A 25,433-nucleotide genomic window follows, 5' to 3' on the forward strand; every position below is an offset into this window, starting at 1 on the left:
GGCGATTTTCTTCATTGCGTGCGCCATTAGCCCACTGCGAATTTCTATCAATTTTTATTTGCTTCAAAACAACATTTTTTCTATAAAAATATCCTTTTAATAAAAGACAGAATGCAAAGCTCTTTCCGTATAAACCTTGCACAGGTTTCTTCTATATTCCTCAGAAGTGTATAGATCGCTCGCCATTTCCCCTTCATCGGCTGCCAATTGTGCAGCTTCTTTAATCACAGATTCAGACAAGGTTTGGCCTAGAAGCTTATCTTCTACAGAGGTCGCACGGTATGGAACATCCCCGACACCTGTAATGGCGATTTTAATGTAATCAATAACATCATTTTCCCCAACCCCAGCAACAACGGCGACTCCGATGACAGGATAACCAGATGCCGGGTGGAAAAATTTAAGATAGGTTGATTTCGTATGCTTAGGCGGAATGGCGAATGAAACGCTCGTTAACACACTATTTTCAGGGAGCATCGTTATCAGCGGTCCTACTATAAAGCTATCAATATTCATCTTTTCAGGGCCATCTTCTCCATGAAAAGCAATTTCCGCATCAAGGACGTAAGCGGCGGCCGGTAAATCTGCAGCTGGATCTGCATGGGCGATATTTCCGCCAATCGTTCCTCGGTTGCGCACCTGCAAATCGCCAATTTGACGAACAGTTTCAGATAATACAGGAATATGTTCTTTTACAATTGGATCATTCGCAACTTGGAAATGGGTCGTGAGTGCACCAATAACGATGCGATCTCCATCCTTTTGAACCCCTTTTAGCTCGGCAATGCGGCTAATATCAATCAGAGCGCCTGGCTCCGATAATCTGAATTTCAAAAGTGGAACTAAGCTATGTCCTCCAGCAATCAGCTTTCCTTCACCGTTACATTGCTGTAACTGTTGAATAGCCTCATCAATAGAATTTACGCGCACATAATCAAATTTAGAAGGTATCAACTTACTTGCCCTCACTTTCTGAAATGGCTCTCCACACCTTTTCAGGTGTAAGCGGCATTTCAATATCTTTTATCCCGTATTGCTCTAGCGCATCCATAACTGCGTTCATGATCGCTGGGGTTGATGCGGTCGTTCCTGTTTCTCCGATTCCTTTTGCACCAAGTGGGTTAACTGGGGATAAGGTTTCTGTAAAAGCCGTTTCGATCTTAGGGAAAAAGCGAGCTTTTGGCAGTACATAATCCATGAATGTACCGGTTAATAGCTGACCATCTTCGTTATAAACTGCTCCCTCCCAAAGTGCCTGGCCAATCCCCTGAGCGATACCGCCGTGCACTTGGCCTTCTGCTGTTAATGGGTTGATTACGCGACCAACATCATCAACTGCTATATATCGTTTGATTTCAATTTGTCCAGTAGCCTTATCAATTTCAACAACCGCAATATGTGTGCCAAACGGATACACAAAGTTTTCCGGGTCGAAAAAGGCCTGAGCTTCTAAGGATGGTTCTAATCCTTCCGGCAAATTCCATGCCATATTGGCTGATTTGGCTATTTCCTGGAATGTGCGTACAAAGCCTGGTTGGCCATTCACTGAGAAGATTCCATTTTTAAATGTAATGTCTTCTACAGAAGCTTCAAGCTCATGGGCAGCAATTTTCTTTGCCTTTTCAATGACACGGTCTGTCGCAAAGGAAACTGCAGCGCCCCCTACGGCTACTGAACGGGATCCATATGTTCCCCACCCCATCGAGATTGACTTTGTGTCGCTAAACACGAGTTCAATGTCATCCATCGGAATGCCAAGCTTTTCTGATACTACTTGCCCAAAGGTTGTTGCATGGCCTTGTCCGTGTGGAGAGGTTCCTGAGTAGACCGTCACCTTTCCAGATGGATGGACTCGAACGGTTGAATTTTCCCAAACTCCCCCTTGGAATCCAATAGCGCCTGCGACCTTAGATGGGCCAAATCCGCATAATTCCACATAGGTGGAGAACCCAATGCCAACAAGTTTTCCTTGCTTGCGTAATTCCTTCTGTTCATCCCGGAACTTATTATAATCAAGAATCTCAAGAGCCTTTACCAGCGGCTTTTCATAATCCCCGCTGTCATATACTAAACCTTGTGCATTTGTAAAAGGAAACTCTTCTTTTTGGACAAAATTCTTCCTTCTAAGCTCTAAAGGATCCATCCCGATCTCTTTTGCGAATAACTCAATTGCACGCTCAATTTGATACGTCGATTCCGGCTTACCTGCCCCACGATAGGCATCAGTTGGTGTTGTATTCGTATAAACGCCGAACGTTTCACATGATGCATGAGGGATTTTATAAGCCCCGGTAATCATTAATCCAAAATCAATCGTTGAAACTCCTGGACCCATTGTCGATAAATATGCGCCGACGTTATGGGTATTTTTCACTCGAATGGCACTTAGCGTTCCATCCCTTTTCCCATATAACTCGACATCAAGGACTTCATCACGTCCATAGTTAGAGGCGGTAAAGTGCTCATTTCTTTCCTCAATCCATTTCACCGGCCGCCCTAAATCCCGTGCTGCATAGCCAACAAGCGCTTCATCAGGATAGACGCCGATTTTTCCGCCAAATCCGCCCCCCATATCTGGAGCAATTACTTGTAATTTGGCTTCTGAGATTCCAAGCACTTCGCTTAAAACCATCCGATGAATATGAGGATTTTGGGAAGTGCACCAAAGTGTCAAGTCACCGCTTCCTGGATTATACTGGCCAATAGCTGCACGTGTTTCAATCGGACTCGGCGCTACCCGCTGTACATAAAAGCTTTGCTTAATAGATACCTCGGCATTTTCACAAACCTCTTCAGGCACTGCTCCCGCTTTCCAATGGAACGCAATATTGTTTTCAATATCGTCATGAACAAGTGGAGCATTGTCTTGCATCGATTTCTTCTGCCCTACAGCAGGAGCAAGAGTTTCGTACTCTACATCAATTAAGTACATAGCATCTCTAACAGCATAGCGGCCTTCTCCAATGACCAGTGCAACACCATCCCCAACATATCGAACACGATCGATCGCTAGTGGATATTGTGGAGCTTCCTTCAGGTCGCATCCCGGGACTAGCCATGAGGAAGGGATACGGCCAATTTTGCCTTCAAGATCTTTCCCGGTATAAATCGCGACAACCCCTGGTGCCTTTAATGCTTCCACCACATTAATGCTTTTGATCATGGCATGTGCATGCGGGCTCCGCAAAATAGCGGCATGCAGCATTCCTGGGAGTACAATGTCATCTGAAAAACTACCATTACCTGTAATCAGCTTAGGATCTTCTTTCCTCTTCAGCCGAGCACCAACAACCTTTGTCATTATGAGCGCTCCTCTCCTACTAATTGAACTTCCGATTCTCTCATTAGCTGTGCTGCATGCTTGACTGCCTCAACAATAAATTGATAGCCAGTACAGCGGCAAATAACCCCTTCAAGGCCTTCGCGAATTTCCTCATCAGTTGGATTTGGATTTTGCTTCAGCAAACCAACCGCTGCAATCATAACCCCTGGTGTACAATAGCCGCATTGCAGTCCATGCTTTTCCCAAAAGCTTTGCTGGATTGGATGTAAATTACCTACTTGCCCAAGACCTTCTACCGTTGTAATTTCGGATCCATCCGCTTGAACAGCCAACATCGTACATGATTTCACTACTTCTCCATCCACCATAACCGAACATGCGCCACACTGACTCGTATCACAGCCAATATGTGTCCCAGTTAAACCAAGATCATCACGAATATAGTGAACAAGCAGCGTTCGCGGCTCTACATCCGCGCATTTTTCTTTTCCGTTGATTTTCACCTTTACATTTACATTTTCGATTGCCATCCACTGCACCTCCCAATTTGTACCTTTAATTACATTAACCTTGGCTCGCTTCAGTAATAATAAAGTTACGTTAGACGAGCTGTTTCGCCTCTTTATCTATATCTTTAAAAAATTGACCAATGACGACCTTCGCTACTCCACTCATGACTCTCTGGCCAACCGAAGCGAGAATACCTGTCAATTTCACATCTGCCTTACATTCAAGTACAGTTCCTTCTTCTGTTTCAATCAAAGCCATTTCAGCATCCGCATCAATTTCACCTGGCTTGCCCTTCCCGGTAACAAGCAGACGGTAAAATTCAGGCTCCTTTTGATCAACCTGCCGGACATCCCCTGTAAAAACTCCCTTTACAGGACCAATACTAATGCCTAGCTCAGACTCAAAAACATTGTCCTCCACCTCAACAAATGACTTACATCCTGGTAACGACCTTTTCAACACCTCCTTATCTTGTATCGTTCGCCATAGCACTTCTCTTGGGATACCCTTGAAAGTATATGTATGCTCAATTTTCAAAGCGACCTCTCCTTATAACAGTTTTGACATCTTGATGTTTATTTTTAAAATTCGAATAATTCCGTTTAAAACCTTGCCTATCACAGCCTTATCCCTTCCTATATAGGAAGGGAGCGATGACCACTTATTTAAATTATTTTCCTAATCGGAACAATCTCCACTCCGCTCGCTTTTAAGGCCTCAACAATTTTCTTGGCTAAAATAGGAGCACCCGGTGTATCTCCGTGAATGCAAATGGTTTCAGCTTTAATCGGAGTATCCTTATCATCATGAGTGATAACCCGTTCCTCTTTCACCATTCGGACAACCCGTTGCGCCATGGCCTCATAATCGGTGATTGCCGACCCTTTCCTCGTCAAAACAATCGAACCGCTTTCAGTATGCTCACGATCCGAATAAGCTTCTTTCGCAACAGGAACGCCCATTTTAATTGCTTCCTCAAACAATTCGGACTGATTAAGAGCGAAAATAATCATTTCCGGATCGATATCGTGAAGCGTCTCTAAAATGGCACGCGCTAATGCCTTATCCTCCGCCGCTTTCATAAATAAAGCTCCATGCGGTTTACAATGTTGGATATTCACTTTTGCTGCAGCACAGAATTCTCTTAAAGCCCCAACCTGGTACATGACATAATCTTTAATTTCTGATGGTGTACAAGTCATGTAGCGTCGGCCAAAGCCCAATAAATCAGGGAATCCTGGATGCGCTCCAATGCCAACATCATATTTCTTCGCCAGCTCTATCGTCTTCCTCATTACATGTGGATCTCCAGCATGAAAGCCGCATGCGATGTTGGCAGAGGTAATATACTGCATCATTTCTTCATCATTGCCTAATTCATAAAGGCCAAAGCTTTCCCCCATATCACAGTTCAAATCTACTTTATACATTGGATCACCTCTCAACTAATTGACCTAAATTTTCTGATAGGAATTGAGTCGTATAATCTCCATTCATAAATTGGCCGTTTTTCATTACCTTTTGGAGGAGAAGCAGATTTGTTTTTACTCCCTGAATATCCATTTCTTCAAGCACCTTTTGCATTTTGCTAATCGCCTCATCACGTGATGAGCCGTGAACGATGATTTTTCCAAGCATCGGATCATAAAAAGGGGTAACCGTACTTCCGTTAATGAAACCGAAATCATACCTCACATTGTCCTCTGGCAGTTCCATACTCGAAATAACCCCAGGGCTTGGGAAGAAAGTGAACGGATCCTCCGCATAAAGCCTGCATTCAATTGCATGACCTGTTTTCGCGATCTCATCCTGTGTATAAGATAATCTCTCTTTAGCAGCAATCTTCAGCTGAAGCTCAACTAAATCCAATCCTGTAATTTCCTCTGTAACCGGATGTTCGACCTGCAAACGGGTATTCATTTCAAGGAAATAGAAGTTTTTATTTTCGTCAAAAATAAACTCCATTGTGCCGACATTTGTATAATCGATTTGCTTTACACCACGTATGGCCGCTTCCAACAGCTCTTTTCTAAGGGCTTCATCTAAAAACGGTGAAGGACTTTCCTCTATTACCTTTTGGTTTCGTCGTTGGACGGAACATTCTCTTTCAAATAAATGCAGAACATTTCCAAAAGCATCTGCAACAATTTGCACCTCAATATGACGAGGCTTTGAAATCCACTTCTCTAAAAAGACGGTGCCATCATTAAAAAATGAATTTGCTTTCTGCTTTGTCGAATCAAACACCTTTTGTAACTCGTCTTCATTATGCACGAGCTGCATCCCGATACCGCCGCCGCCCGCACTCGCTTTTAACATAAGCGGATAGCCAAGATCGTCTGCAATCTGAATGGCTTCCTCTATAGAATCAATGCTCTTATCCGTGCCCGGCACAACGCTTACGCCTGCTTTTTGCATTTGAATTCGTGCTTCAAGCTTGCTCCCCATAAGGCGAATCGTTTCTGCGGAAGGACCGATAAAAACAATATTTTCCTCCTCACAGCGGCGAACAAATTCCGGATTTTCCGATAAAAATCCATAGCCTGGATGAATTGCATCCGCTTTCGTTTCTTTTGCTACCTGAATAACTTTTTCTACATTAAGATAGCTTTTTTTCGCTTGGGCTGGACCGATGCAAACAGCCTCAGTAGCCTCACTAACATGAGGCGCCTCTGCATCAGCCTCGGAATAGACTGCAACTGTATCGATGCCAAGCCTCTTACAGGTGCGAATAATTCTCCTCGCAATTTCCCCTCTGTTTGCAATCAGCACCTTTTTAAAATAAGCCATCCGCTTTTTCCCTCCTCTTCAGAAAAAATTTACTGTTCAATGATGACTGCTATTTCCTGGCCTGCATCGAGAAGGTCCTCGTCCTCAACAAAGAATTGTGCTAGAACTCCCTCATTCTCTGCTTTTATTTCATAAAAGTTTTTCATGACTTCCACAAGGCCGATCACATCGCCCACTTTTACAGGGGCTCCTTCTTTTATATACACATCCTTATCTGGAGCTGGTTTACGATAGAAAACTCCTGGGATTGGTGTTAGTACTGTTTTTTGTTCAGCCATTTTTTAACCCTCCTACTTGAGCTAATACTTGCTGCTTCATTTGATTGATTTTATCCTGATAATCTTTGCGGATCTCAAGTGCTTCGTGGATATCAACAGCCACAAACCGAACTTTTTCATTTGTTTTGATTTGGGCCATTTTATTTAAATCTGTACTAATAATGGTACAAATCGTTGCGTATCCTCCACCTGTCACGGCATCGTTTAAGAGAGCGATCGGCTCTACCCCATCAGGCACCTGAATGGATCCAATCGGATAGCCTAAATCAACAACATTCGATGGATTGCTTCCAGCTCCAAATGGCTGTTCACGTTCAACGAAATTTAAGCGCTCCCCTTTAAATCGATAGCCAACACGGTTCGCTTCCGGTGTTACTGTCCATTCTATTGAGAAAAACCTTTCTTTACTTTCCTCTGTTAATCGATAACTGCATAATCCTAAAACAACACGGACGTCATTTGTTTTAGAAAAAGCAGGGATCAGTTCATCACTAATACGGGTTCCGGTAGCGATTTCTGTTTCGTTATCGCTGCCAATCGTTAATTCATCACCTGCTTGAAGAGCCCGCCCCTCAAAGCCACCTATGCCACACAGTGTATAGGTAGAGCGTGATTCCATGATCAGAGGCACATCAATTCCTCCAGCTACAGCTAAATACACACGTGCACCTTGTTTAATAAAATCGAATGAAAGCACATCTCCAGCCTTCACTTCAAGCGTTTCCCACATCGAAACAGGCTCACCATTGATTTTCGGCGGCATCTCACCGCCCGTAATGGCAACGGTTGCATTCTGCTGAAATTCTAAGACTGGCCCCATATAAGTGATTTCAAGAACAGCGGCATTTTCCTTGTTTCCAACAAGTAAATTGCTCGCAAAGTAAGAGTATTTATCCATGGCCCCTGATGGAGGCATTCCCACTTCATAATGGCCAATTCTGCCAGAATCTTGAACAGTCGTTTGAAGCCCAGGGTTAATTACTTTAATCATGCATACAACCTCCTTAACACGGAATCTGAAAATGCTTTCGGATTTTCGAGTACCTCTTGAGGCTTAAACGTAATTTCCTTTGTTAAATAGCGGAAATCCCCACTTTCCACTTCTTTTCGAATGTCCTCGTATTCCTCCATCGTAATGCTTCGATATCTGAAAACATCCCCCTGTCTAGGGAAGGTCATAGAATCTTTAAAATCATGCAATCGCTGTTCTTTTTCATAAATTGGTGCCGCAGCCGTCCCAAATAGCTGGTATCCACCCGCTCCTTGTACAGGGTATATAACGGCAAAGGCTCCGCCAAATCCAAATGCTCTCTCTGGTGTATACGTTCTAGGGCGAACATATTTAGGTGCTTCGATTTGCTGTTCTCGAGGCACCATTTGATAGCACCATGGCAATCCCGGAACAAACCCAATCATCGAAACAAGATACGGGCTATCGGTAATCGATTTAATGAGTTCTTCTTTAGATTGAAAACCATTTGTGCGGGCTACATATTCGAGGTCAGTTGCTGTCGGATCCTGATGCCGGTCCCTGAAACGCATTAACGCCTCATGTGTCCAAGGGTCTTCGAATAAGATCGGAACATCAACTGCACGAGCTGTAATTTCAAAGTTTTCTAATGAAACATTCTGTTCTAGTTCTTTCAATTTTGAAATTAATTCATCTGGGTGAATGATATCAGGATTAAAACGAATCATATAAGATGCATTGGAAGGACAAATATCTAGAATTCCTGGCAGCTTTTCCTCTCTCAACGTCTTTGTAATCGCCATGGCCTGAAAATTTGTTTCCAAACTCATCGCTTCAGATAATTCCACAAAAATAAACTCATCACCGCCATATTCATAACGGGTCAATGGACTTCACCTCACTGAAAGTATTTATCTACTAATATTGCAAATTCCATGCCAAGATAATATTTATCTATTTTTCTGATTATTTGTTTGAAGGTCATGAAAAGCGCAGTTAAATCTTTCAAAATTGAAACATTGTTTTGCGATATTGAAAGATTGTGTTAAGCCAATTTTCGAATAGAGATTAGTGATTGGGAGCTGGCGATATATCCGAAAACTTGCGGGTATCCAATTGAAGGTCGCGGATATATTCGAAAACTGGCGGATATTCAACCGAAAGCGGCGGATATATCCGAAAACTGGCGGATATCCAACCCAAAGTCGCGGATATATTCGAAAACTGGCGGATATCCATCGAAAGTCGCGGATATATTCGAAAACTGGCGGATATCTTTCGAAAGTCGCGGATATATTCCTTAACTGGCAGACTTATTTGCGAAAGTGACCTTAATATTTGCGAAGGCTGCCGATATTTTCTCTTTCCTACCGATAAAATCTAGAAAACTCATTTATCTAAACAAAAAGGACTGCATCATCTTTTATCAAAAAGATTTGCAGTCCTTTTTCTTAATTTCTATTAAAAACGACTAGTTTCTGTTCCGTCATTTCTTCGATTGCATATTTTATACCTTCCCGGCCGACTCCGCTTTCTTTAACCCCGCCGTATGGCATATGATCCACACGGAAAGTTGGGATATCATTGATCATAACTCCTCCAACATGCAGCTGCTGTGCTGCGGTTAAGGCGGTATGGACATTGTCTGTATAGATTCCAGCTTGAAGCCCATATCGAGAATCATTTACAAGCTCAATCGCCTCATCAACAGATTTCACTTTATTTATCAGCACAATTGGCGCAAATACTTCCTGACAGGATATCTTTAGAGAAGGATCGGCATCTAATAGAACGGTCGGCAATAATATATTCCCCTCAGATGTCCCTCCTACAACCACCTTCGCTTCCTGCTGTTTCGCCTCCTCCAGCCAATCAAGTGTCCGCTGCACATCTTTTGCTGTAATTAAGGCGGAAACATCTGTCGCCGGATCAAGCGGGTCACCGATATTCAGCTGCTTCGTTGCTGCGACAAATTTTTCAACGAAAGCCTCATATAAGTCTTCATGAACATAAACCCGCTGCAATGAGATGCAAACCTGGCCTTGAAAGCCGAATGCACCTGCTACACAACGTGAAATAATTTTATCAATATCAATCCCTTTATCAATAATGACTGCCGCATTCGAACCTAATTCCAGCGTAACACGCTTTAGCCCAGCTTTATTCCGGATTCCAATCCCTACCGCAGGACTTCCTGTAAAAGAAATTTTTTGAACACGATCATCCTTCACAAGCTTTTCACCAATGATGGATCCGCTGCCTGTAACAACATTTAAGGCACCAGCCGGCAATCCAGCTTCCTGGAATAACTCAGCAATGAAAAACGCCGATAACGGTGTTTGACCAGCCGGTTTCAAAACAACTGTATTTCCTGAAGCAATAGCTGGCCCTACTTTGTGTGCGACTAAATTCATCGGAAAATTAAAAGGGGTGATCGCGCCAATCACTCCAATTGGTTCACGCACTGTGTAGGCAAGTCTTCCTTCCCCGCCCGGTGCTGCATCAAGCGGAATCGTTTCCCCATGAATTCGCTTCGCTTCTTCAGCAGCAAATTTATAGGTCTGGATGGTGCGACCTACTTCCGTCCTTGCAGCAGATATTGGCTTAGCAGCCTCAGTAGCAATGATTTCAGCGGCCTCTTCAGCCCTCTTCTCTAATAGAAATACAACTTTTTCTAAGATTTGCGCCCGTTGATGGCTTGGCATAGCCGCCATTATTTTTCTCGCATTAAAGGCTGCCTCTAATCCTGTTTCAACCTCTTCTACCGTTGCTGCTGGGATCTCGGCTATCACCTTTCCACTGTAAGGAGAGCTAAGTGGTACATATTGACTTGCCTCGACCCACTCCCCATTAATGAATAATTTCTTCTTCAATTAGATCTCTCCTTAATCATTTTTCTTATTAGTTTTATATTCTTCTTTACTCGCCCAAAAACCTCTATTACTTTAAAACCTCCGCTTCAATTGCCGCAATCGCATCATGGAGGATTTCAAGCATTCTTGCCATTTCTTCCTTATTGATGATTAACGGCGGAGAAAATACAACAGTGTCTTGGCCATCGAACACGACAGACCTGCAAATGAGTCCCCGTTTTGCCGCTTCCGTTACAACCATTGGTGCTACTGGAGCTGTAAATTTCTCATTTGTCTGTTTATCCTTAACTATTTCGATGCCGCCCATTAATCCAAGACCTTTGACCTTGCCGACAATTTGCCGCTCGCCTTGAATCCATTTAAACCCTTTTAGCATTTCACTTCCCATGATTTCTGCATTCTCAATTAGGTTTTCCTCTTCAATGATTTCAATATTTTTCAATGCGACTGCACAAGCCATTGGATGCCCGCTATACGTATAGCCATGCAACAAGGTCCCTGTCGACAGCTCAGTAAAATCTTGGTGGATTTTTTCCGATATCATTACTCCGCCTAATTGGGCGTAGCCACTCGTCACACCTTTTGCAAAGCACATCATATCTGGCACGACCCCATAATGCTCAATCCCAAAGTATTTCCCTGTCCGGCCAAATCCTGTAATCACTTCGTCTGTGATAAATAAAATGCCATATTCATCACAAATACTTCTAACTTCCTTAAAATAGTCATCTGGCGCGACATGCAGTCCGCCCGCTCCTTGCACAGGCTCTGCAATAAACGCCGCAATTGACTCTGGCCCTTCCGCTTCAATCACATCTCGCAAATCTTGAGTTGAAAAATGATCTGCATAGCAGAAATCTGGATCAAATGAGTTCGTAAAATCGCGGAACGGCTTCAAGCCAGTTGCATTTGTCGATCCCATCGCTACCCCGTGATAGGACTTCGTTCGAGAAATTATCTTTTTACGATTCGGCTGCCCTTTTAAAATCCAATAATGGCGCGCCAATTTATAAGCTGTATCATTCGCCTCCGAACCTCCGGAAGTAAAGAATGCGGCACTTAAATCCCCAGGTGCAATTTGGGCGAGCTTCGCAGCCAAACGAATAGCGGGCTCATTGCTAAAAGTGGCAAAGCATGAGGAAAACGCTAGCTTGGACATTTGCTCCATCGCCACTTTCCCTAATTCCTCTCTCCCATGCCCAACATTCACATTCCATAGAGAAGACATCCCATCAATGACCGTGTTCCCCGCCATGTCTTGAAGGTAAACCCCTTTCCCTTCAGTAAAAATAAACGATGGCCCCTGATCTTGCTGCTGCTTTATAGGAGAGGTCGGATGCAGAAAATGTTTCTTATCTAAGTCCATTAATTCCTGAATACTATTCATATCTTTTATCATGATTTAATTCCTCCTAGAAAAATATAGTTTCGTTCTTATATAAGTAGTAAATGCAAATTTTATGCCAACTTTTAATTAAATTCTTTTATCCATCCTGACTCTAAGAAATTAAGCGGACATGAAATCCGTTATTTCCATTAAATAACCCTAATTTAAGGGCTAAGCGGACACTCGTACGTTATTCACGAAATAACACAAGAAAATCATTCCTTTTTTACAAAAAAGTGGAACCAATGTCCGCAAAGAAACGGAATTACCCCATTTTCGGCCAAATAACTGCCCTGATGTCCGCTAAGATGACAATAGCAAACAAAATAGACCAAATCAGTATTGCGATTTGGTCTGCTAATTCGTATGCACTTAACAATTCTTCTTCACAAAACAAACAAATGACTCCAATTTAAACGTAACTTCCACATCGCCATCATTATTTTGGAACATAGATCTTAATGACGGTGTCAGGGATTTATTAGAATAAGTAGTCTGGAGCATCCTCAAATTAATTATTAACACTGTTAATACCTTTACAATAATTATAGTTATGACATATCTGTGAAGTCTATTGTACTTTAAATAAAAACGTTGTATATTAAGAGTGTAGAAAGTAAGTGAAAAACTTCACAAACTTTCACCCCAAGCTGACAGCTTAATACAAATATTTTTTTAATACATCTTGTGAAAAGTTTCACAAACTAAAATTAAAGGGGAGATTTCTCATGATGAACTTTTTAAAAGGGCCGAAAATGGCGATAGTATGGACCGTATTAAGAATATGGTTAGGTATTCAATGGATTGAAGCAGGATTTCATAAAATTACTGGTGGATTTGATGCAGGTATCTTCATACAAGGCGCAATTGCAAAAGCTGGTGGAGATCATCCTGCAGTTCAAGGCTGGTACGCAGCATTCCTTGAAGGAATTGCACTACCCAATATAGAATTATTCAACATTCTTATCCCATGGGGAGAGTTCCTAGTTGGCTTAGGTTTAATCATAGGAGCAGCAACTATTCCAGCATTACTTGCGGGTGCGTTCATGAATCTTAACTTCTTAATGGCAGGAACAGTAGGCGTTAACCCAGTTCTTTATACTGCAGCAATCATCCTATTATTCACTGGAGCAGCAGGTTACTTCTACGGAGTTGACAGATTCGCAGTCCCTTATGTTAAGAATTTCTTCAATAAAAAGAAAAACTTACCGAAAGAAATGAAACCTACTGTAGCATAAATATTGCACAAAAAAAGTAAGTGATTCCATGTGAATCACTTATTTTTTTACTTACTGAATCGAACCTGAAGATTAGGAAAAAACTAATCAGCTTTCGCACCATCAATATCTATAAGAATGAAGATGTGTTAAACGATCCCCCTCAATTCATGGATTATGAATAGGTACACGCTAACTTAATATGGACTAAAGATTTCAAGAGGAACATTAATGTTTCATTATTATTAAAAGTTAATAGCATTCATAACCAAATTAACCATTCTGTTAAATGGAGGGGAATAATGTTGAATTTCCCATTTTAAAGTCGTATGATCACAATGCTGAATGGTAAAGTTAATATTCTGTAATTAATAGATTAGAATCTAATCAGAGCAAATTAGTAGTTAGAAGTTGATTTATTGTACTGTTCTGGGGGTGAATACTTTGTCGACTGTGTTATTTGGAACTGTCGAATACTATGAAAGAGAAATATTATGCCTACTTGGTAACGATAGAGTAAGAGGCTCGCATAAGGAAGATGTGACCGTGAGAATCATTTCAATGTTAGAAAATGAAATTTTCAATACTTATTTACTTGACGAAAACGATAGGATACAATGTTTCCAAAATCTCATAAAGGCATTTTGTAAGATATCTTAAAAAACATTTTAAAAATGGACCACAATACCAGTGGTCCGAAGTTATTAATCTATTATGGTTACATTTACTTGCTTTCTACCCCATTGTAAGGCTGATTCTAATGTGGGAATAAACAGATCAATTTTATTCCCTTTAATTGCACTGCCAATATCTTCAGCAGTTGCATAACCGTAGCCTTCAACAAAAACCTTAGATCCTAACGGAATAACCTTGGGATCAACCGCGATCACTTTTTGATCCGGATTCGCTATTAAATTAATTCCTGTTTTAGTTATACCAGTGCAGCCTTCACAATAAGCTGTATAAGCAGTTGCAGTAACCGAAAGGGTTTTAGATTGAACGGCTGACTGAGCAGCTGAATTTGGAAAAATAATGAGCTTTAATCCTGGTCTAATAAGATCAGAATTTAAGTTATTCCATTCATTTAGATCTTCTAAGGTAACACGATATGTTTGAGCAATATTCCAGAGTGTATCGCCAGATTCAACTATGTAATATTTTTCTGGAGAAACTTCAAGTTTATCATTTGGTTGGATGAGTTCTGTAGATAGCCCATTCCATTTTTTAAGTTCTTGGACTGAAACATTATGTCTATTGGCAATTGCCCAAAGTGTATCTCCTTTCTTTACAACTACTTCCTTCGCTTGGGTGTCAGCACCGATGGAACACCAGAGGGTTATTGCTGCAATCAATGAAAACAAGTATTTTAACACTTCATAACCTCCTATCTCTGATCTAACAATCGATGTCAATCTTAACACAGAATATTCCGAGAAAAAGAACAAGCACTTTATAATTGTGTTACGACCGTTTCAATAAGCTAACAATCATGTGACTCATAAAATTCTCATATTGAAACAAAGCCTTTATCTTCCTAAGCATTAAACCTTATAGAATATAAAAAAACCTTTCGGCAGTGTCGAAAGATTCATGAAGATAAACAAAAAAGGCAATCAAGCCTTTCATTCTTTTTGGTTTTCATTGGAATGCTGTCTATTAAAACAGGTTCTAAAATATCTTTAATAAGAATAACCCGTTTCAGGAAGGAGCTTCATGGTTTGACTTGCTTGCTATAATCTTTGAGGATGTTAAAGAAAGTATTGGAAATATGAAAAGAATAAACGTTTCTTTTTATAAAGGATTAATTATTCACAAAAAAACACGCTTTTTTCAGCGTGTTCAAGAATTTTTATCCTTATCTTTAAACTGCAGAACGGCGATTACCAACATCCCAAAGCTAATCATCAACGACAACGCTTCAAACGTCTCCATCCATACATCGCCTCCTTACATTCAGCCTTCCCAGATCCCAACTTGTCCTATAAAAGCGAAAATAAGTTGGTTATTTGTACCCAATATCAATATAGATAGGCTAGGCGACTTGTTCTTTTCTGAGGACATATGCATGGACTTGTGAGATGCTTTTGATGGGTTTCGAATCCCTCTCAATGGTCAAAGTGGTAATCTTTTTACTCAAATAACTTTTGCCAAAGCCATTTACTTTTCTTTGTTTCCACGCTTTTTTGCTGCGTAGCTATGATCCATTCTAATTGTGAAGCAACTTTTTCATGTTCCATTTTCTGTTCTGTCATAATTTCCTCAATTGTTTGTCTTAATTCTTGTACTTCATGAATAAGTTGCTGATTTTGTTCTCTAACCTTATTCTGCTGGAGGCGAGATTGCTCATTTTGTTGAACCAAAAAGCTGACTAGTTTCTTCATGTTTGTAAGTTCATTGTTAACCGATACGAGCTCTGGTAGTGCATCTTTTAGTTCTTTCATCGTCAAATACTGATTCATTAACGATCCAGCACCTTTCATGATTAATCAACCATCCACTTACATAACTACGTTCTTCAAATCTATGATCAGCTATAATGTAAGTGAACATAAAAAGTCATTTCTTAATCACCGGTTTCTTCGATTACGTAAAAAGGCAGGGATATCTAGAGATTCGATTGACGGCTGCGGTTGTTTCCTATCATTTTGAGGGTTTCCTTCACGCTCAATTCTATGAGCATAGGCATGTTGTACTTCTAGACGCGCGTCCGATATCCCTTCTTTTGCAGGGGGAGCCAGTTTTGATGGTGGAATATCCTTTTCTGTAAAACCTGTCGCTATTACGGTTACTAAAATATGATCTTTTAAGTTCTCGTTAATCACAGAGCCAAAAATCATGTTTAACTCATCGTCTGAAGCAGAAGCAACGATGCTTGCGGCCTCTTGGACTTCAAATAAACTTAAATCACTGCCGCCTGTAATGTTCATTAATACACCACGGGCGCCTGTGATAGATGTTTCAAGTAAAGGACTTTCAATGGCTGCCTTTGCGGCTTCAATGGCTCTATCTTTTCCTTTGGCTAAACCGATTCCCATTAGGGCTGTTCCTTGATTGGACATAATCGTTTTCACGTCTGCAAAATCAAGGTTGATCAAACCCGGCAAAGCAATTAAATCCGAAATCCCTTGAACCCCTTGGCGAAGAACATTATCTGCTTCACGGAAAGCTTCAACCATAGGTGTTTTTTTATCGACTATCTCCAACAGGCGATCATTGGGAATAATAATTAATGTGTCTACGGCTTCCTTCATGAGCTCAATGCCGCTGGCCGCATTGGCAGAACGCTTGCGCCCTTCGAATTTGAATGGACGCGTGACCACTCCAATCGTCAAGGCACCAAGTTCACGGGCAATTTTTGCAATAGCAGGCGCTGCTCCTGTTCCTGTGCCACCACCCATTCCAGCTGTGACGAAAACCATGTCAGCGCCTTTTAATAATTCTTGGATCTGTTTTTTACTTTCTTCAACTGCCTTCCTTCCTACCTCCGGGTTTGCGCCCGCCCCTAAGCCTCTTGTCAACTTAGAGCCAATCTGCATCGTAATCTCTGCCCTCGATTGTTTAAGAGCCTGAGCATCCGTGTTAACGGCAATAAACTCAACGCCCTCTACACCGTCCTCAATCATCCGGTTCACGGCATTGTTTCCCCCGCCGCCAACTCCAATTACCTTAATTTTGGCGTTTTCGTCTATATATCCTTCGAACTCTAACATAATCATACCTCCCGATTTCTCTTCTATTATTTTCACACTAAATGTTTCGTCTTCATTATTTGTTTTTAGTATTAAAGAATACTAGATTAGCTTGCAAATTTCTATTGGTAGATAGGCGTATTTTATATGCTGCATGGTTGTATTTAAAGATTCTAGAGGACCTGGCTCTATACCTTTTGACTAAAGGCCTAGTTAAAGGTCTTGCTAACAAAAATATTTTAGATTGGTACATAATCATAATCAACGTCCATTAGACCGTAACGAATGGATAGTGAAGGAAGCCTTTTCTGGATTCCTTTAAGGAAAATAGAAAGCCACAATCCAATCGAAACATAAAATCCTTAGTCAGTTGAATAATTTGATCTTTATATGTTGGAATTCTCTCTAGAATACCAGCTGCCAGCGTATAATAATAGCGGGATAATTAAGTTCTGTTGGTGCTCCGTATTCCTGTTCTACAAGTCTAAATGTAAATAATTTATATAACAAGAATAATAAAAGACCAAATCATATGCGATTTGGTCTGCTGATTAAAATGCTATTTACAAATTTTCTACATTCAATGATTCCAATTAAAACGTAACTTCCACATCGCCATCTTTAGCAGTGATATTTAGTCTATGACTTCCATTTCCTTCATTTATAACGTGTTTTTCATAGTCAGTATTATTAACGGTTATATCCCCAAAAGAATTTAGGATGCTATAGTCTATTTCTGACTCCTTATTTAGAAGGTGCACCTGAACATCGCCAAAGTTGGAACGAATAGAGGTGGTTCCAAAGAGTAAACCATGGATAGCGATATCTCCGTCATTGCTTTGAATATTCAACCCTTTGCTGCTAAAGTTTCGGAAAGTGATATCGCCAAATTGATTATTCAAAACGGTCGATGCTGCGTTCAACTTATCAAACTCGGCATCGGCATCATTCATCACAATGACTAGTTCTTCTGTAGTCACATTTCTTCCATTTATATCTCCATACTGATTAACAATTTTTAGTTTATTTGCTTCCACGTTATTGAAAATAAGATCCCCATCATTTGAATCAATGCTTATTTTATCACTACTTACCCCTTCCAATCGAACATCGCCAAATTGGTTATTTATGAGGATTTCCGAGAATTTCACTTTTTTAGGAACATAGACCTTAATGACGTTGTCCGGGATGCTAGTAAAAGTCAGATTTACAAATAGCAGCGGAACATTTTGCTTACTTTCTTCTATAACAAGCGTATCATTGTCAACTTTGTAGTTGATTTCAATTTCTTCTTGTCTTTCAATCTTTAATCTATACTCATTTGAAGGGATAACTTCAATATCGACATCATTGAGATTGCTAGTAATCTTTGTAAAAGCAGGGAGAGGCAATTCCTCTATTATTTGATCTTCTAGTCCTAATACTTTAAATCCATCCTTCGTATTTGTAATCCCGAATTTAGCTCCAGCAGTGAGGCCAATGACCGCAAGCACGATCCCAATGACAAGCATCCCGCTAGCAATCATTGTTAATACTTTCGTCTTCTTCTTCAATTAAATCGCCTCCTTACGTCTTCTCGTCACTTTATCAAATAACCTCTTTAGCCATTTTGCTAAGGCTAAACTCATACTTTTAGTAACGGATACTAGCGGCGAGAATAATAGAATGCCAATTCCAGAGGCAATCAATCCAGTTCCTACAAAGAAAAGAGAAGTCTGCCAATGCTGCCCAATAACTGAGAAGCCAGCTACTATGCTGACTATTCCCGATAAGGTTAAAGCTGCGATCGTTACAAAGAAAGTAAAAATAAATGCTACACACACAATTACTGCGGAAAAAACTAGAGCAAAAACTGAAATGAGCAATGGCAAAGCAATTGGTGAAGCGAGAATTGCTAGAATAATAAACCAAATTGCAGAAAATCCCTTTTTAGCAGACTCAGATTCAGTATCCAATCCTTTTACTGCATAATCGGCTAAAATTTGTGAGGCTACCTGGGCAGGTGAACCTAATTTTCCAATTACATTTTGAGTATTTTCTTCTCCTGCTTCATCAAAATATTCACTGTAATAATCTAAGGCTGCATTTACTTCTTCATGTGGCAATTTCCTAAGTTTGCGCTGCAATTCCCTTAAATACGACTCTTTATTCACTTTTTAATCCCCCTAGTAAAACCGTATCAATTTTTATTTTATAATCTGTCCAATCCCTGAGCAGTTCTTCATATTTAGCTCGGCCGCTATCTGTAATCCGATAATATCTTCGGTTTCTTCCTTGGAATGGCTGATCATAGGTTGTTAAATACTCACCTTTTTGCAATCTGCGCAGTACAGGGTAAAGGGTTGATTCAGAAATATCCATCACCTCGCGAACCTCCTGGGTCAGGGAATATCCGTAAGCATCCTCCTTCGCTAAGATTGCAAGTACACAGGCATCAAGTAGCGCTGATCCAAGTTGAAAAGACATAGCTGCACCTCCTATTGATAGTATTATATTGCCGCATATATTATATGTCGTATAGTATGTGTGTTAATGATATTATATGGCGTATAATATGATATGTCAACATACATAAATTTAATCTTATTAATGGCCGCCACTAATATCACTCATTAGAAAATCTCCATAATCCTAAATTATCCAACACACTGATTTAATCCATACGTGAATTGGGTATACTTTAGTGGGAAAAGTCCCTTTATTTCCCTTAAAATTTTGTTTTTCATTTATAAAAAGGTTTACCTTCACCTTCAATTTTTTTTATGCTAGAATCCTTCTAGTAGGGGGCTGTACAGCGATTTTTAAATGGAAAACAATTGAGAATTAAGTCCCTTAAATATTAATGATTAACTAATAGAAGGAGGGGTATATGATGCATCTATTGCCACGTGAAATTGACAAGCTCATGATTGTCGTGGCTGCTGATCTTGCCAAACGCCGGAAGGATAGAGGATTAAAATTAAATCATCCAGAGGCTGTTGCTCTCATTACTTATGAAGTAATGGAAGGTGCAAGAGATGGGAAAACAGTCGCCGAACTTATGGAGTATGGAGCAACGATTTTATCAAGAGAAGATGTCATGGACGGAATACCAGAAATGATTAATGATATTCAAGTCGAAGTGACATTTCCAGATGGAACAAAATTAGTCACTGTACACAGTCCAATCAGATAAACAGGAGGTTCGTTACATGCTGCCAGGTGAGTACATCTTAAAAGAGGAAGATATTATCATTAACGAAGGAAAAGAAGTCTTTATTATTTCTGTTACGAATACGGGAGATCGCCCTGTTCAAATAGGATCGCACTTTCATTTTTACGAAGTGAACGAAGCGCTCCAATTTGACAGGGAAAAAGCTTACGGCAAGCGATTACATGTCCCTGCTGGAGCAGCTGTTCGTTTTGAACCTGGCGATGAAAAGGAAATCCAGCTTATTCCATTCGCAGGCGAACGCCGTGTATACGGTTTCAATAATAAAGTAGATGGCGCATTAGAAAGTAGGGATAATGGATGAGTTTCAAAATGTCCAGAAAACAGTATGCTGAAATGTATGGGCCAACAACTGGCGACTCTATCCGTCTAGCAGATACTGACTTATTTATTCAAATTGAGAAAGATCATACAACCTACGGAGAAGAGGTTGTTTTTGGCGGCGGGAAAGTGATTCGTGACGGTATGGGGCAGCACCCTCTAGCAACACGCGGAGAAGGTGTAGCAGATACTGTTATTACAAACATCGTTATTTTTGATTACACAGGTATTTATAAAGCAGATATAGCCATAAAAGACGGCAAGATTTCTGGTATCGGAAAAAGCGGCAATCCGCTCATCATGGACAATGTAGATATTATCATTGGTGCCGCTACTGAAATCATTGCTGGAGAAGGCTTAATCGTAACAGCTGGGGCGATCGATACGCATGTGCATTTTATTAATCCAGAACAAGTGCAAACAGCATTAACATCGGGCACAACGACATTAATCGGCGGTGGAACTGGACCAGCAGCCGGATCACGGGCTACGACCGTTACTCCAGGCGAATGGAATATTCACCGTATGCTGGAAGCTGCTGAAGGGTTGCCGATTAATGTTGGCTTTACAGGTAAAGGCCATGCTGCATCCATCGCGCCTTTAGCTGAGCAAGTGAAAGCTGGCGTTATCGGATTAAAAGTTCACGAAGACTGGGGAGCCACTGGTTCATCCCTAGACTATGCACTAAGAGTTGCGGACGAATATGATATTCAAGTTGCTCTTCACGCAGATACATTGAACGAAAGCGGATTTATGGAAACGACAATGGCTGCTGTGAAAGATCGAGTTCTGCATATGTATCATACAGAAGGAGCTGGCGGAGGACATGCCCCCGATTTAATCAAATCTGCGGGATACCATAACATCCTGCCTTCATCTACCAATCCAACCCTCCCTTATACAGTAAATACAATTGATGAGCATCTTGATATGGTTATGGTTTGCCATCATTTAAACCCATCTGTTCCGGAAGATATTGCGTTTGCAGATTCAAGAATTAGAAGGGAAACGATTGCTGCTGAAGATATTCTTCAGGATATGGGTGTGTTCAGCATGGTCAGTTCCGATGCGCAGGCAATGGGCCGTGTAGGAGAAGTCGTTTTGCGCACTTGGCAAGTAGCCGATAAAATGAAGAAGCAAAGAGGCATTATGTCTGGTGACAGTCAATATGCAGATAATAATCGTGCAAAACGCTATATTGCAAAATATACGATTAACCCAGCGATTACCCATGGAGTTTCTAACCATATCGGGTCGATCGAAATTGGGAAAATAGCAGATTTAGTTCTTTGGTCTCCTAAGTTCTTCGGGGTCAAGCCTGAAATGGTCCTGAAAAATGGACTTGCCGTAACTGGACTAATGGGGGATGCCAATGCTTCCATCCCAACTCCACAACCGTATATTTACAGACCAATGTATGCCCAATTCGGAACAGCCTTATCGAAAAGCTCGATTACCTTTATCTCTCAAGCTGCATTTGTTGAGGGGGTTCACGAAAAGCTTGGACTGAAAAAAATGATTCTTCCTGTAGGCGGCATTCGGACCCTAACAAAAAAAGATATGAAATTAAATTCAGAAACTCCGGATATAACGGTAGATCCGCAAACTTATGAAGTGAGAGTAAACGGTGAACTATTAACTTGTGATCCAGTGGATACAGTTCCATTGGGACAGCGATATTTCTTATTCTGAGGTGAAAAGATTGATAATTGAACAGGTTGTTACAAACTTAGATCAAATGGATCAAGAAGAAATTAATAAACGCCATATTGAAAAGGTATACTTGGAAAGTGCCCTTTTAGTCAAGCGAATCCAGAGGGTAAAAACAGATCACGGCAATGAACTTGGCATTCGTTTAAGAGAGCCGAAAGACCTATTAGCTGGTGATGTTCTCTACATGGACGATCACAATATGATTGTTATCGATGTGCTGACAGATGACCTACTTGTCATCAGCCCACGAAGCATAAATGAAATGGGGGTAATTGCTCATCAGCTTGGGAACCGCCATCTTCCAGCTCAATTTGAAGAAAATGACATGCTCGTTCAGTATGACTATTTAGTTGAAGAACTGCTGCAAGAGCTTGGCATTCCTTTTACACGGGAAGATCGAAAAGTAAAGCAAGCATTCCGCCATATTGGTCACAGTCATGGATAATCGAGTTCTCTCTCTGTTTCAGCTATGCGACTCCAATTTTCCTACAGGAGCTTTCAGCCACTCCTTCGGCTTAGAGAGCTACATCCAGGAAGACAAAGTGAAAGATTCAGAGACTTTTTACGAGTGGCTTCAAGTATATTTGCATGAACAGCTCATTTATACAGATGGGCTTGCCTGCCGGATAACTTATGATGCGCTTCTAACTGAAGATTTTCAAAAAATCTGGAAACTCGATCGTTTAATTACCGTCCAAAACTTACCAAGGGAAACACGCCAAGGCACGCAAATGATCGGAGCGCGAATGCTAAAGCTTATTGAATCTTTATATGAGATGGAAATCCTCTCGCAATATAAAGAAAGAATTACAAAGAAACAATCATTCGGCCACCCAGCCATTGTTTTTGCCCTAGTTGCACATGGCCTTGGAGTGACGAAGCAAGATGCCATCCTTTATAATTTGTACTCGGCCATTTCCAGCCAGGTTCAAAACGCGGTACGGGCTATCCCGTTAGGCCAAACAGCAGGACAAGTTATCACACATAAATTTCAATCCGAATTATCTCGGGCAGTTGAAAAAATCCTTCAGCTTCCCGAAGATGACTTCGGCATTGTGTCCCCAGGCCTTGAACTATCTCAAATGAACCATGAACGAGTAAATATTCGTATATTTATGTCTTAATTTTTTATAAAAGCAGTAAAGGAAGTGTTTGAATGGAAGCAATTAGAATCGGAGTTGGAGGACCTGTTGGAGCAGGAAAAACGATGCTCATCGAAAAATTAACCCGTCATCTTGCTGATGAAATAAAAATGGCGGTCGTAACGAATGATATTTACACAAAAGAGGACGCAAAGTTTTTAATTCAGAACGGTGTTTTGCCTGAAGATCGCATTATCGGGGTTGAAACAGGCGGCTGCCCTCATACAGCTATTCGCGAAGATGCTTCAATGAATTTCGCTGCCATAGATGAGTTAGTCGAGCGCCATCCAGATGTCGAGCTTATCTTTGTGGAAAGCGGCGGAGATAACCTTGCAGCCACTTTCAGCCCAGAGCTAGTAGACTTCTCTATTTATATTATTGATGTTGCACAAGGCGAGAAAATTCCGCGCAAAGGCGGACAAGGGATGATTAAATCAGATTTATTTATCATTAACAAAACAGACCTTGCTCCTCATGTCGGTGCCAGCCTTGAAGTAATGGCTCAGGATACGAGAGTTTTCCGCGGAGAAAAGCCATTCTTTTTCACAAATTTGAAAAAGGACGAAGGTCTCCCTGAAGTGATTGACTGGATCAAGAAGCATGCATTATTAAAAGGATTAGAGTAGGATGACAGACTGGACTGGCGTATTAACTTTAGATCTTGAAGACAGACACGGGAAAACCGTTGCGAAAAATGTGTATTTTCAAGGCGCATTCAAGGTCATGCGGCCGGTTTACCATGATGATTCAGGTCAGGTTTGCTATTATCTTCTAAATCCCGGCGGCGGCTATTTAGACGGCGACCGGTACCGAATGAAAGTAACAATCGATGAAGGTGCCAAAGCTACTTTAACAACGCAGTCGGCAACAAAGGTGTATAAGACGCCAAATGACTATGCCTACCAAGAGACTGAGATTTCTCTTAAGAAAGGCAGTTATTTAGAATATCTTCCTGATCCTTTAATCGCTTATCAGCATGCTCGCTATAAGCAGAAAACCGTCATTCGTATGGAAAAAGGGGCAACGTTTCTTTATACAGATATTTTAACCCCGGGCTGGTCTCCGACTGGGGAAAAGTTCACCTATCATTCTATTCAGTTAATCACTGAGATCTATTTAGATGATCAACTTGGTGTATTTGATCACATTAAGCTGGTTCCCGCTCAGCAAAAAATAACTGAATTAGGATTTATGGAAGGATATACACATCTTGGTTCAATGATCGTAATCGGCGAACAAACGGAAAACGGTCTGCTGGATGAATTATATGAGACGATCAAATCAGAAGAGGGAAACATTAAATTCGGCTTATCTAAACTAGAAGTACCAGGATTTACTGTTAGAGTTCTTGCCAACTCGACCCAAATAATAGAACGAGTTTTCGCCAATTGCCATCGTCTCATTAACGAAAAATGGTTTAATCATACACCTCAATCTTTAAGAAAATACTAAGAAAAAAGTCCCGGAATGAGCAGTAGGATTCTGGGACCTATTTTTGTAAAACGACTTAACTTTCCTTGCAATAAATGAATATATAGTTTAATCTAGGAAAAACTTTAGCTGAAACCTTTATGAGGAGGTTAAGTATGCCTGATGAAAAACCAGTAATTGAAAATTTTGAGGTTGAAAAACTTTACGAGGACCGCCCACATGAGCGACACGCTTTCACATTTAAGGTTCAAGGTGATGAATATAAAGGACATTACCATGAGGATGAGATTATATGGCTTCATCCACACCCAAAACAAATGATTGGCGAAAGTAAAATTGACACGATCGAAACGACTATACATTCATTGATGAGACAACATGGAATTTCAAGCGGGATTGAGGATTTAGAATTAATGCCCGCATTTGAAGACCGTATGCACGAACGGCAAGCATTTACATTGCAAGTTCACGGTGAAGAATTTAAAGGCTTTGTACATCAAGGAGAGATTCAGTGGTTCCACCCGCAGCCAATGCATAAGCTTGGTGATGACCATATTGAAGCGATTGAATCAGAAATCCATGAAAAAGTTGCAGAACAAACAAAGAGAGAAGAATAGC

General features: G+C 40.9%; 27 protein-coding genes and 2 pseudogenes. 9 read left to right on the forward strand and 20 right to left on the reverse strand.

The window, feature by feature from the left end; all coding sequences use genetic code 11:
- Positions 1-96: 96 nt before the first annotated feature.
- The 12 genes from V7122_RS00005 to V7122_RS00060 form a co-directional block, all read right to left on the reverse strand.
- Positions 97-954 carry an FAD binding domain-containing protein gene (locus V7122_RS00005; protein WP_335353693.1) on the reverse strand — a complete coding sequence of 286 codons (858 nt, stop codon included), beginning with the start codon at positions 952-954 and terminating at the stop codon, positions 97-99.
- Position 955: 1 nt separating this feature from the next.
- Positions 956-3,301, reverse strand: a complete 2,346-nt coding sequence (locus V7122_RS00010; RefSeq protein WP_335353694.1) for a xanthine dehydrogenase family protein molybdopterin-binding subunit — start codon at positions 3,299-3,301, stop codon at positions 956-958.
- Positions 3,301-3,813: a (2Fe-2S)-binding protein gene (locus V7122_RS00015; RefSeq protein ID WP_335345917.1), complete on the reverse strand. Its 513-nt coding sequence runs from the start codon at positions 3,811-3,813 to the stop codon at positions 3,301-3,303. Before V7122_RS00015 ends, V7122_RS00010 begins: the two co-directional genes overlap by 1 nt.
- Positions 3,814-3,883: 70 nt before the next feature.
- Positions 3,884-4,330 carry a CoxG family protein gene (locus V7122_RS00020; RefSeq protein WP_335353695.1) on the reverse strand — a complete coding sequence of 149 codons (447 nt, stop codon included), beginning with the start codon at positions 4,328-4,330 and terminating at the stop codon, positions 3,884-3,886.
- Between the two features lie 128 nt (positions 4,331-4,458).
- Positions 4,459-5,223 carry a LamB/YcsF family protein gene (locus tag V7122_RS00025; RefSeq protein WP_335353696.1) on the reverse strand — a complete coding sequence of 255 codons (765 nt, stop codon included), beginning with the start codon at positions 5,221-5,223 and terminating at the stop codon, positions 4,459-4,461.
- A gap of 4 nt (positions 5,224-5,227) precedes the next feature.
- Positions 5,228-6,583: an acetyl-CoA carboxylase biotin carboxylase subunit gene (locus V7122_RS00030; protein WP_335525301.1), complete on the reverse strand. Its 1,356-nt coding sequence runs from the start codon at positions 6,581-6,583 to the stop codon at positions 5,228-5,230.
- A gap of 29 nt (positions 6,584-6,612) precedes the next feature.
- Positions 6,613-6,861 carry an acetyl-CoA carboxylase gene (locus tag V7122_RS00035; RefSeq protein WP_335345921.1) on the reverse strand — a complete coding sequence of 83 codons (249 nt, stop codon included), beginning with the start codon at positions 6,859-6,861 and terminating at the stop codon, positions 6,613-6,615.
- Complete coding sequence (locus tag V7122_RS00040; RefSeq protein ID WP_335353698.1) at positions 6,854-7,852, reverse strand: biotin-dependent carboxyltransferase family protein; 999 nt, start codon at positions 7,850-7,852, stop codon at positions 6,854-6,856. Before V7122_RS00040 ends, V7122_RS00035 begins: the two co-directional genes overlap by 8 nt.
- On the reverse strand, positions 7,849-8,718 hold the full coding sequence (locus tag V7122_RS00045; RefSeq protein ID WP_335525302.1) for a 5-oxoprolinase subunit B family protein: 870 nt from the start codon (positions 8,716-8,718) through the stop codon (positions 7,849-7,851). The genes V7122_RS00040 and V7122_RS00045 overlap by 4 nt, the downstream gene beginning before the upstream one ends.
- A 564-nt stretch (positions 8,719-9,282) precedes the next feature.
- Entirely contained in the window at positions 9,283-10,704 is a 1,422-nt protein-coding gene (locus V7122_RS00050) for an aldehyde dehydrogenase family protein (RefSeq protein WP_335353700.1), read from the reverse strand.
- A gap of 67 nt (positions 10,705-10,771) precedes the next feature.
- Positions 10,772-12,103: an aminotransferase family protein gene (locus tag V7122_RS00055; RefSeq protein ID WP_335353701.1), complete on the reverse strand. Its 1,332-nt coding sequence runs from the start codon at positions 12,101-12,103 to the stop codon at positions 10,772-10,774.
- Between the two features lie 253 nt (positions 12,104-12,356).
- Positions 12,357-12,488, reverse strand: a complete 132-nt coding sequence (locus tag V7122_RS00060; protein ID WP_335353702.1) for a hypothetical protein — start codon at positions 12,486-12,488, stop codon at positions 12,357-12,359.
- 334 nt (positions 12,489-12,822) lie between these two features.
- On the opposite strand from V7122_RS00060, the gene V7122_RS00065 reads away from it, so the two are divergent.
- Positions 12,823-13,329 (forward strand): DoxX family protein, encoded by a 507-nt coding sequence (locus V7122_RS00065; RefSeq protein ID WP_335353703.1) that lies wholly within the window; start codon positions 12,823-12,825, stop codon positions 13,327-13,329.
- Positions 13,330-14,012: 683 nt separating this feature from the next.
- On the opposite strand, the gene V7122_RS00070 is transcribed toward V7122_RS00065, so the two are convergent.
- The 8 genes and pseudogenes from V7122_RS00070 to V7122_RS00105 all read right to left on the reverse strand — a co-directional run bounded on the left by V7122_RS00070 (position 14,013) and on the right by V7122_RS00105 (position 19,463).
- Positions 14,013-14,681, reverse strand: coding sequence for a 3D domain-containing protein (locus V7122_RS00070; RefSeq protein ID WP_335354604.1), 669 nt, complete (start codon positions 14,679-14,681; stop codon positions 14,013-14,015).
- 466 nt (positions 14,682-15,147) lie between these two features.
- The gene (locus V7122_RS00075) at positions 15,148-15,240 is read right to left on the reverse strand and encodes a putative holin-like toxin (RefSeq protein ID WP_335354603.1); all 93 of its coding nucleotides are present in this window, start codon (positions 15,238-15,240) and stop codon (positions 15,148-15,150) included.
- A gap of 197 nt (positions 15,241-15,437) precedes the next feature.
- Positions 15,438-15,788 carry a hypothetical protein gene (locus V7122_RS00080; protein WP_335354602.1) on the reverse strand — a complete coding sequence of 117 codons (351 nt, stop codon included), beginning with the start codon at positions 15,786-15,788 and terminating at the stop codon, positions 15,438-15,440.
- Positions 15,789-16,066: 278 nt separating this feature from the next.
- Positions 16,067-17,018 (reverse strand): annotated as a pseudogene (ftsZ, locus tag V7122_RS00085) (cell division protein FtsZ); the annotation flags it as partial.
- A gap of 301 nt (positions 17,019-17,319) precedes the next feature.
- Positions 17,320-17,465: pseudogene (locus V7122_RS00090) on the reverse strand (IS5/IS1182 family transposase); the annotation flags it as partial.
- Between the two features lie 125 nt (positions 17,466-17,590).
- Positions 17,591-18,550 carry a DUF4097 family beta strand repeat-containing protein gene (locus tag V7122_RS00095; RefSeq protein ID WP_335353829.1) on the reverse strand — a complete coding sequence of 320 codons (960 nt, stop codon included), beginning with the start codon at positions 18,548-18,550 and terminating at the stop codon, positions 17,591-17,593.
- On the reverse strand, positions 18,551-19,150 hold the full coding sequence (locus V7122_RS00100; protein WP_335353828.1) for a DUF1700 domain-containing protein: 600 nt from the start codon (positions 19,148-19,150) through the stop codon (positions 18,551-18,553).
- A complete protein-coding gene (locus tag V7122_RS00105) occupies positions 19,143-19,463 on the reverse strand; it encodes a PadR family transcriptional regulator (protein WP_066290971.1) in 321 nt (106 codons plus the stop codon). The genes V7122_RS00100 and V7122_RS00105 overlap by 8 nt, the downstream gene beginning before the upstream one ends.
- 406 nt (positions 19,464-19,869) lie before the next feature.
- Here V7122_RS00105 and V7122_RS00110 point away from each other — a divergent pair, with 406 nt between their 5' ends.
- From V7122_RS00110 to V7122_RS00145, 8 genes are all read left to right on the forward strand, one after another.
- On the forward strand, positions 19,870-20,172 hold the full coding sequence (locus V7122_RS00110; protein ID WP_315666234.1) for an urease subunit gamma: 303 nt from the start codon (positions 19,870-19,872) through the stop codon (positions 20,170-20,172).
- Between the two features lie 16 nt (positions 20,173-20,188).
- Positions 20,189-20,512: an urease subunit beta gene (ureB, locus tag V7122_RS00115; RefSeq protein ID WP_335343797.1), complete on the forward strand. Its 324-nt coding sequence runs from the start codon at positions 20,189-20,191 to the stop codon at positions 20,510-20,512.
- Complete coding sequence (gene ureC / locus V7122_RS00120) at positions 20,509-22,221, forward strand: urease subunit alpha (RefSeq protein ID WP_335343796.1); 1,713 nt, start codon at positions 20,509-20,511, stop codon at positions 22,219-22,221. The genes ureB and ureC overlap by 4 nt, the downstream gene beginning before the upstream one ends.
- Positions 22,222-22,231: 10 nt before the next feature.
- Positions 22,232-22,687 carry an urease accessory protein UreE gene (gene ureE, locus V7122_RS00125; RefSeq protein WP_335343795.1) on the forward strand — a complete coding sequence of 152 codons (456 nt, stop codon included), beginning with the start codon at positions 22,232-22,234 and terminating at the stop codon, positions 22,685-22,687.
- Complete coding sequence (locus V7122_RS00130) at positions 22,680-23,366, forward strand: urease accessory protein UreF (protein WP_335343813.1); 687 nt, start codon at positions 22,680-22,682, stop codon at positions 23,364-23,366. Before ureE ends, V7122_RS00130 begins: the two co-directional genes overlap by 8 nt.
- A 32-nt stretch (positions 23,367-23,398) precedes the next feature.
- Positions 23,399-24,010 (forward strand): urease accessory protein UreG, encoded by a 612-nt coding sequence (gene ureG, locus V7122_RS00135; protein WP_335343794.1) that lies wholly within the window; start codon positions 23,399-23,401, stop codon positions 24,008-24,010.
- Between the two features lies 1 nt (position 24,011).
- A complete protein-coding gene (locus tag V7122_RS00140; RefSeq protein WP_335343793.1) occupies positions 24,012-24,836 on the forward strand; it encodes an urease accessory protein UreD in 825 nt (274 codons plus the stop codon).
- Between the two features lie 134 nt (positions 24,837-24,970).
- Entirely contained in the window at positions 24,971-25,432 is a 462-nt protein-coding gene (locus tag V7122_RS00145; protein WP_335343792.1) for a hypothetical protein, read from the forward strand.
- The last annotated feature ends 1 nt before the right edge of the window (position 25,433 follow it).

The organism is Bacillus sp. JJ1532 (assembly GCF_036965085.1).
In the GTDB taxonomy this organism is placed as follows: Bacteria; Bacillota; Bacilli; order Bacillales; family Cytobacillaceae; genus Cytobacillus.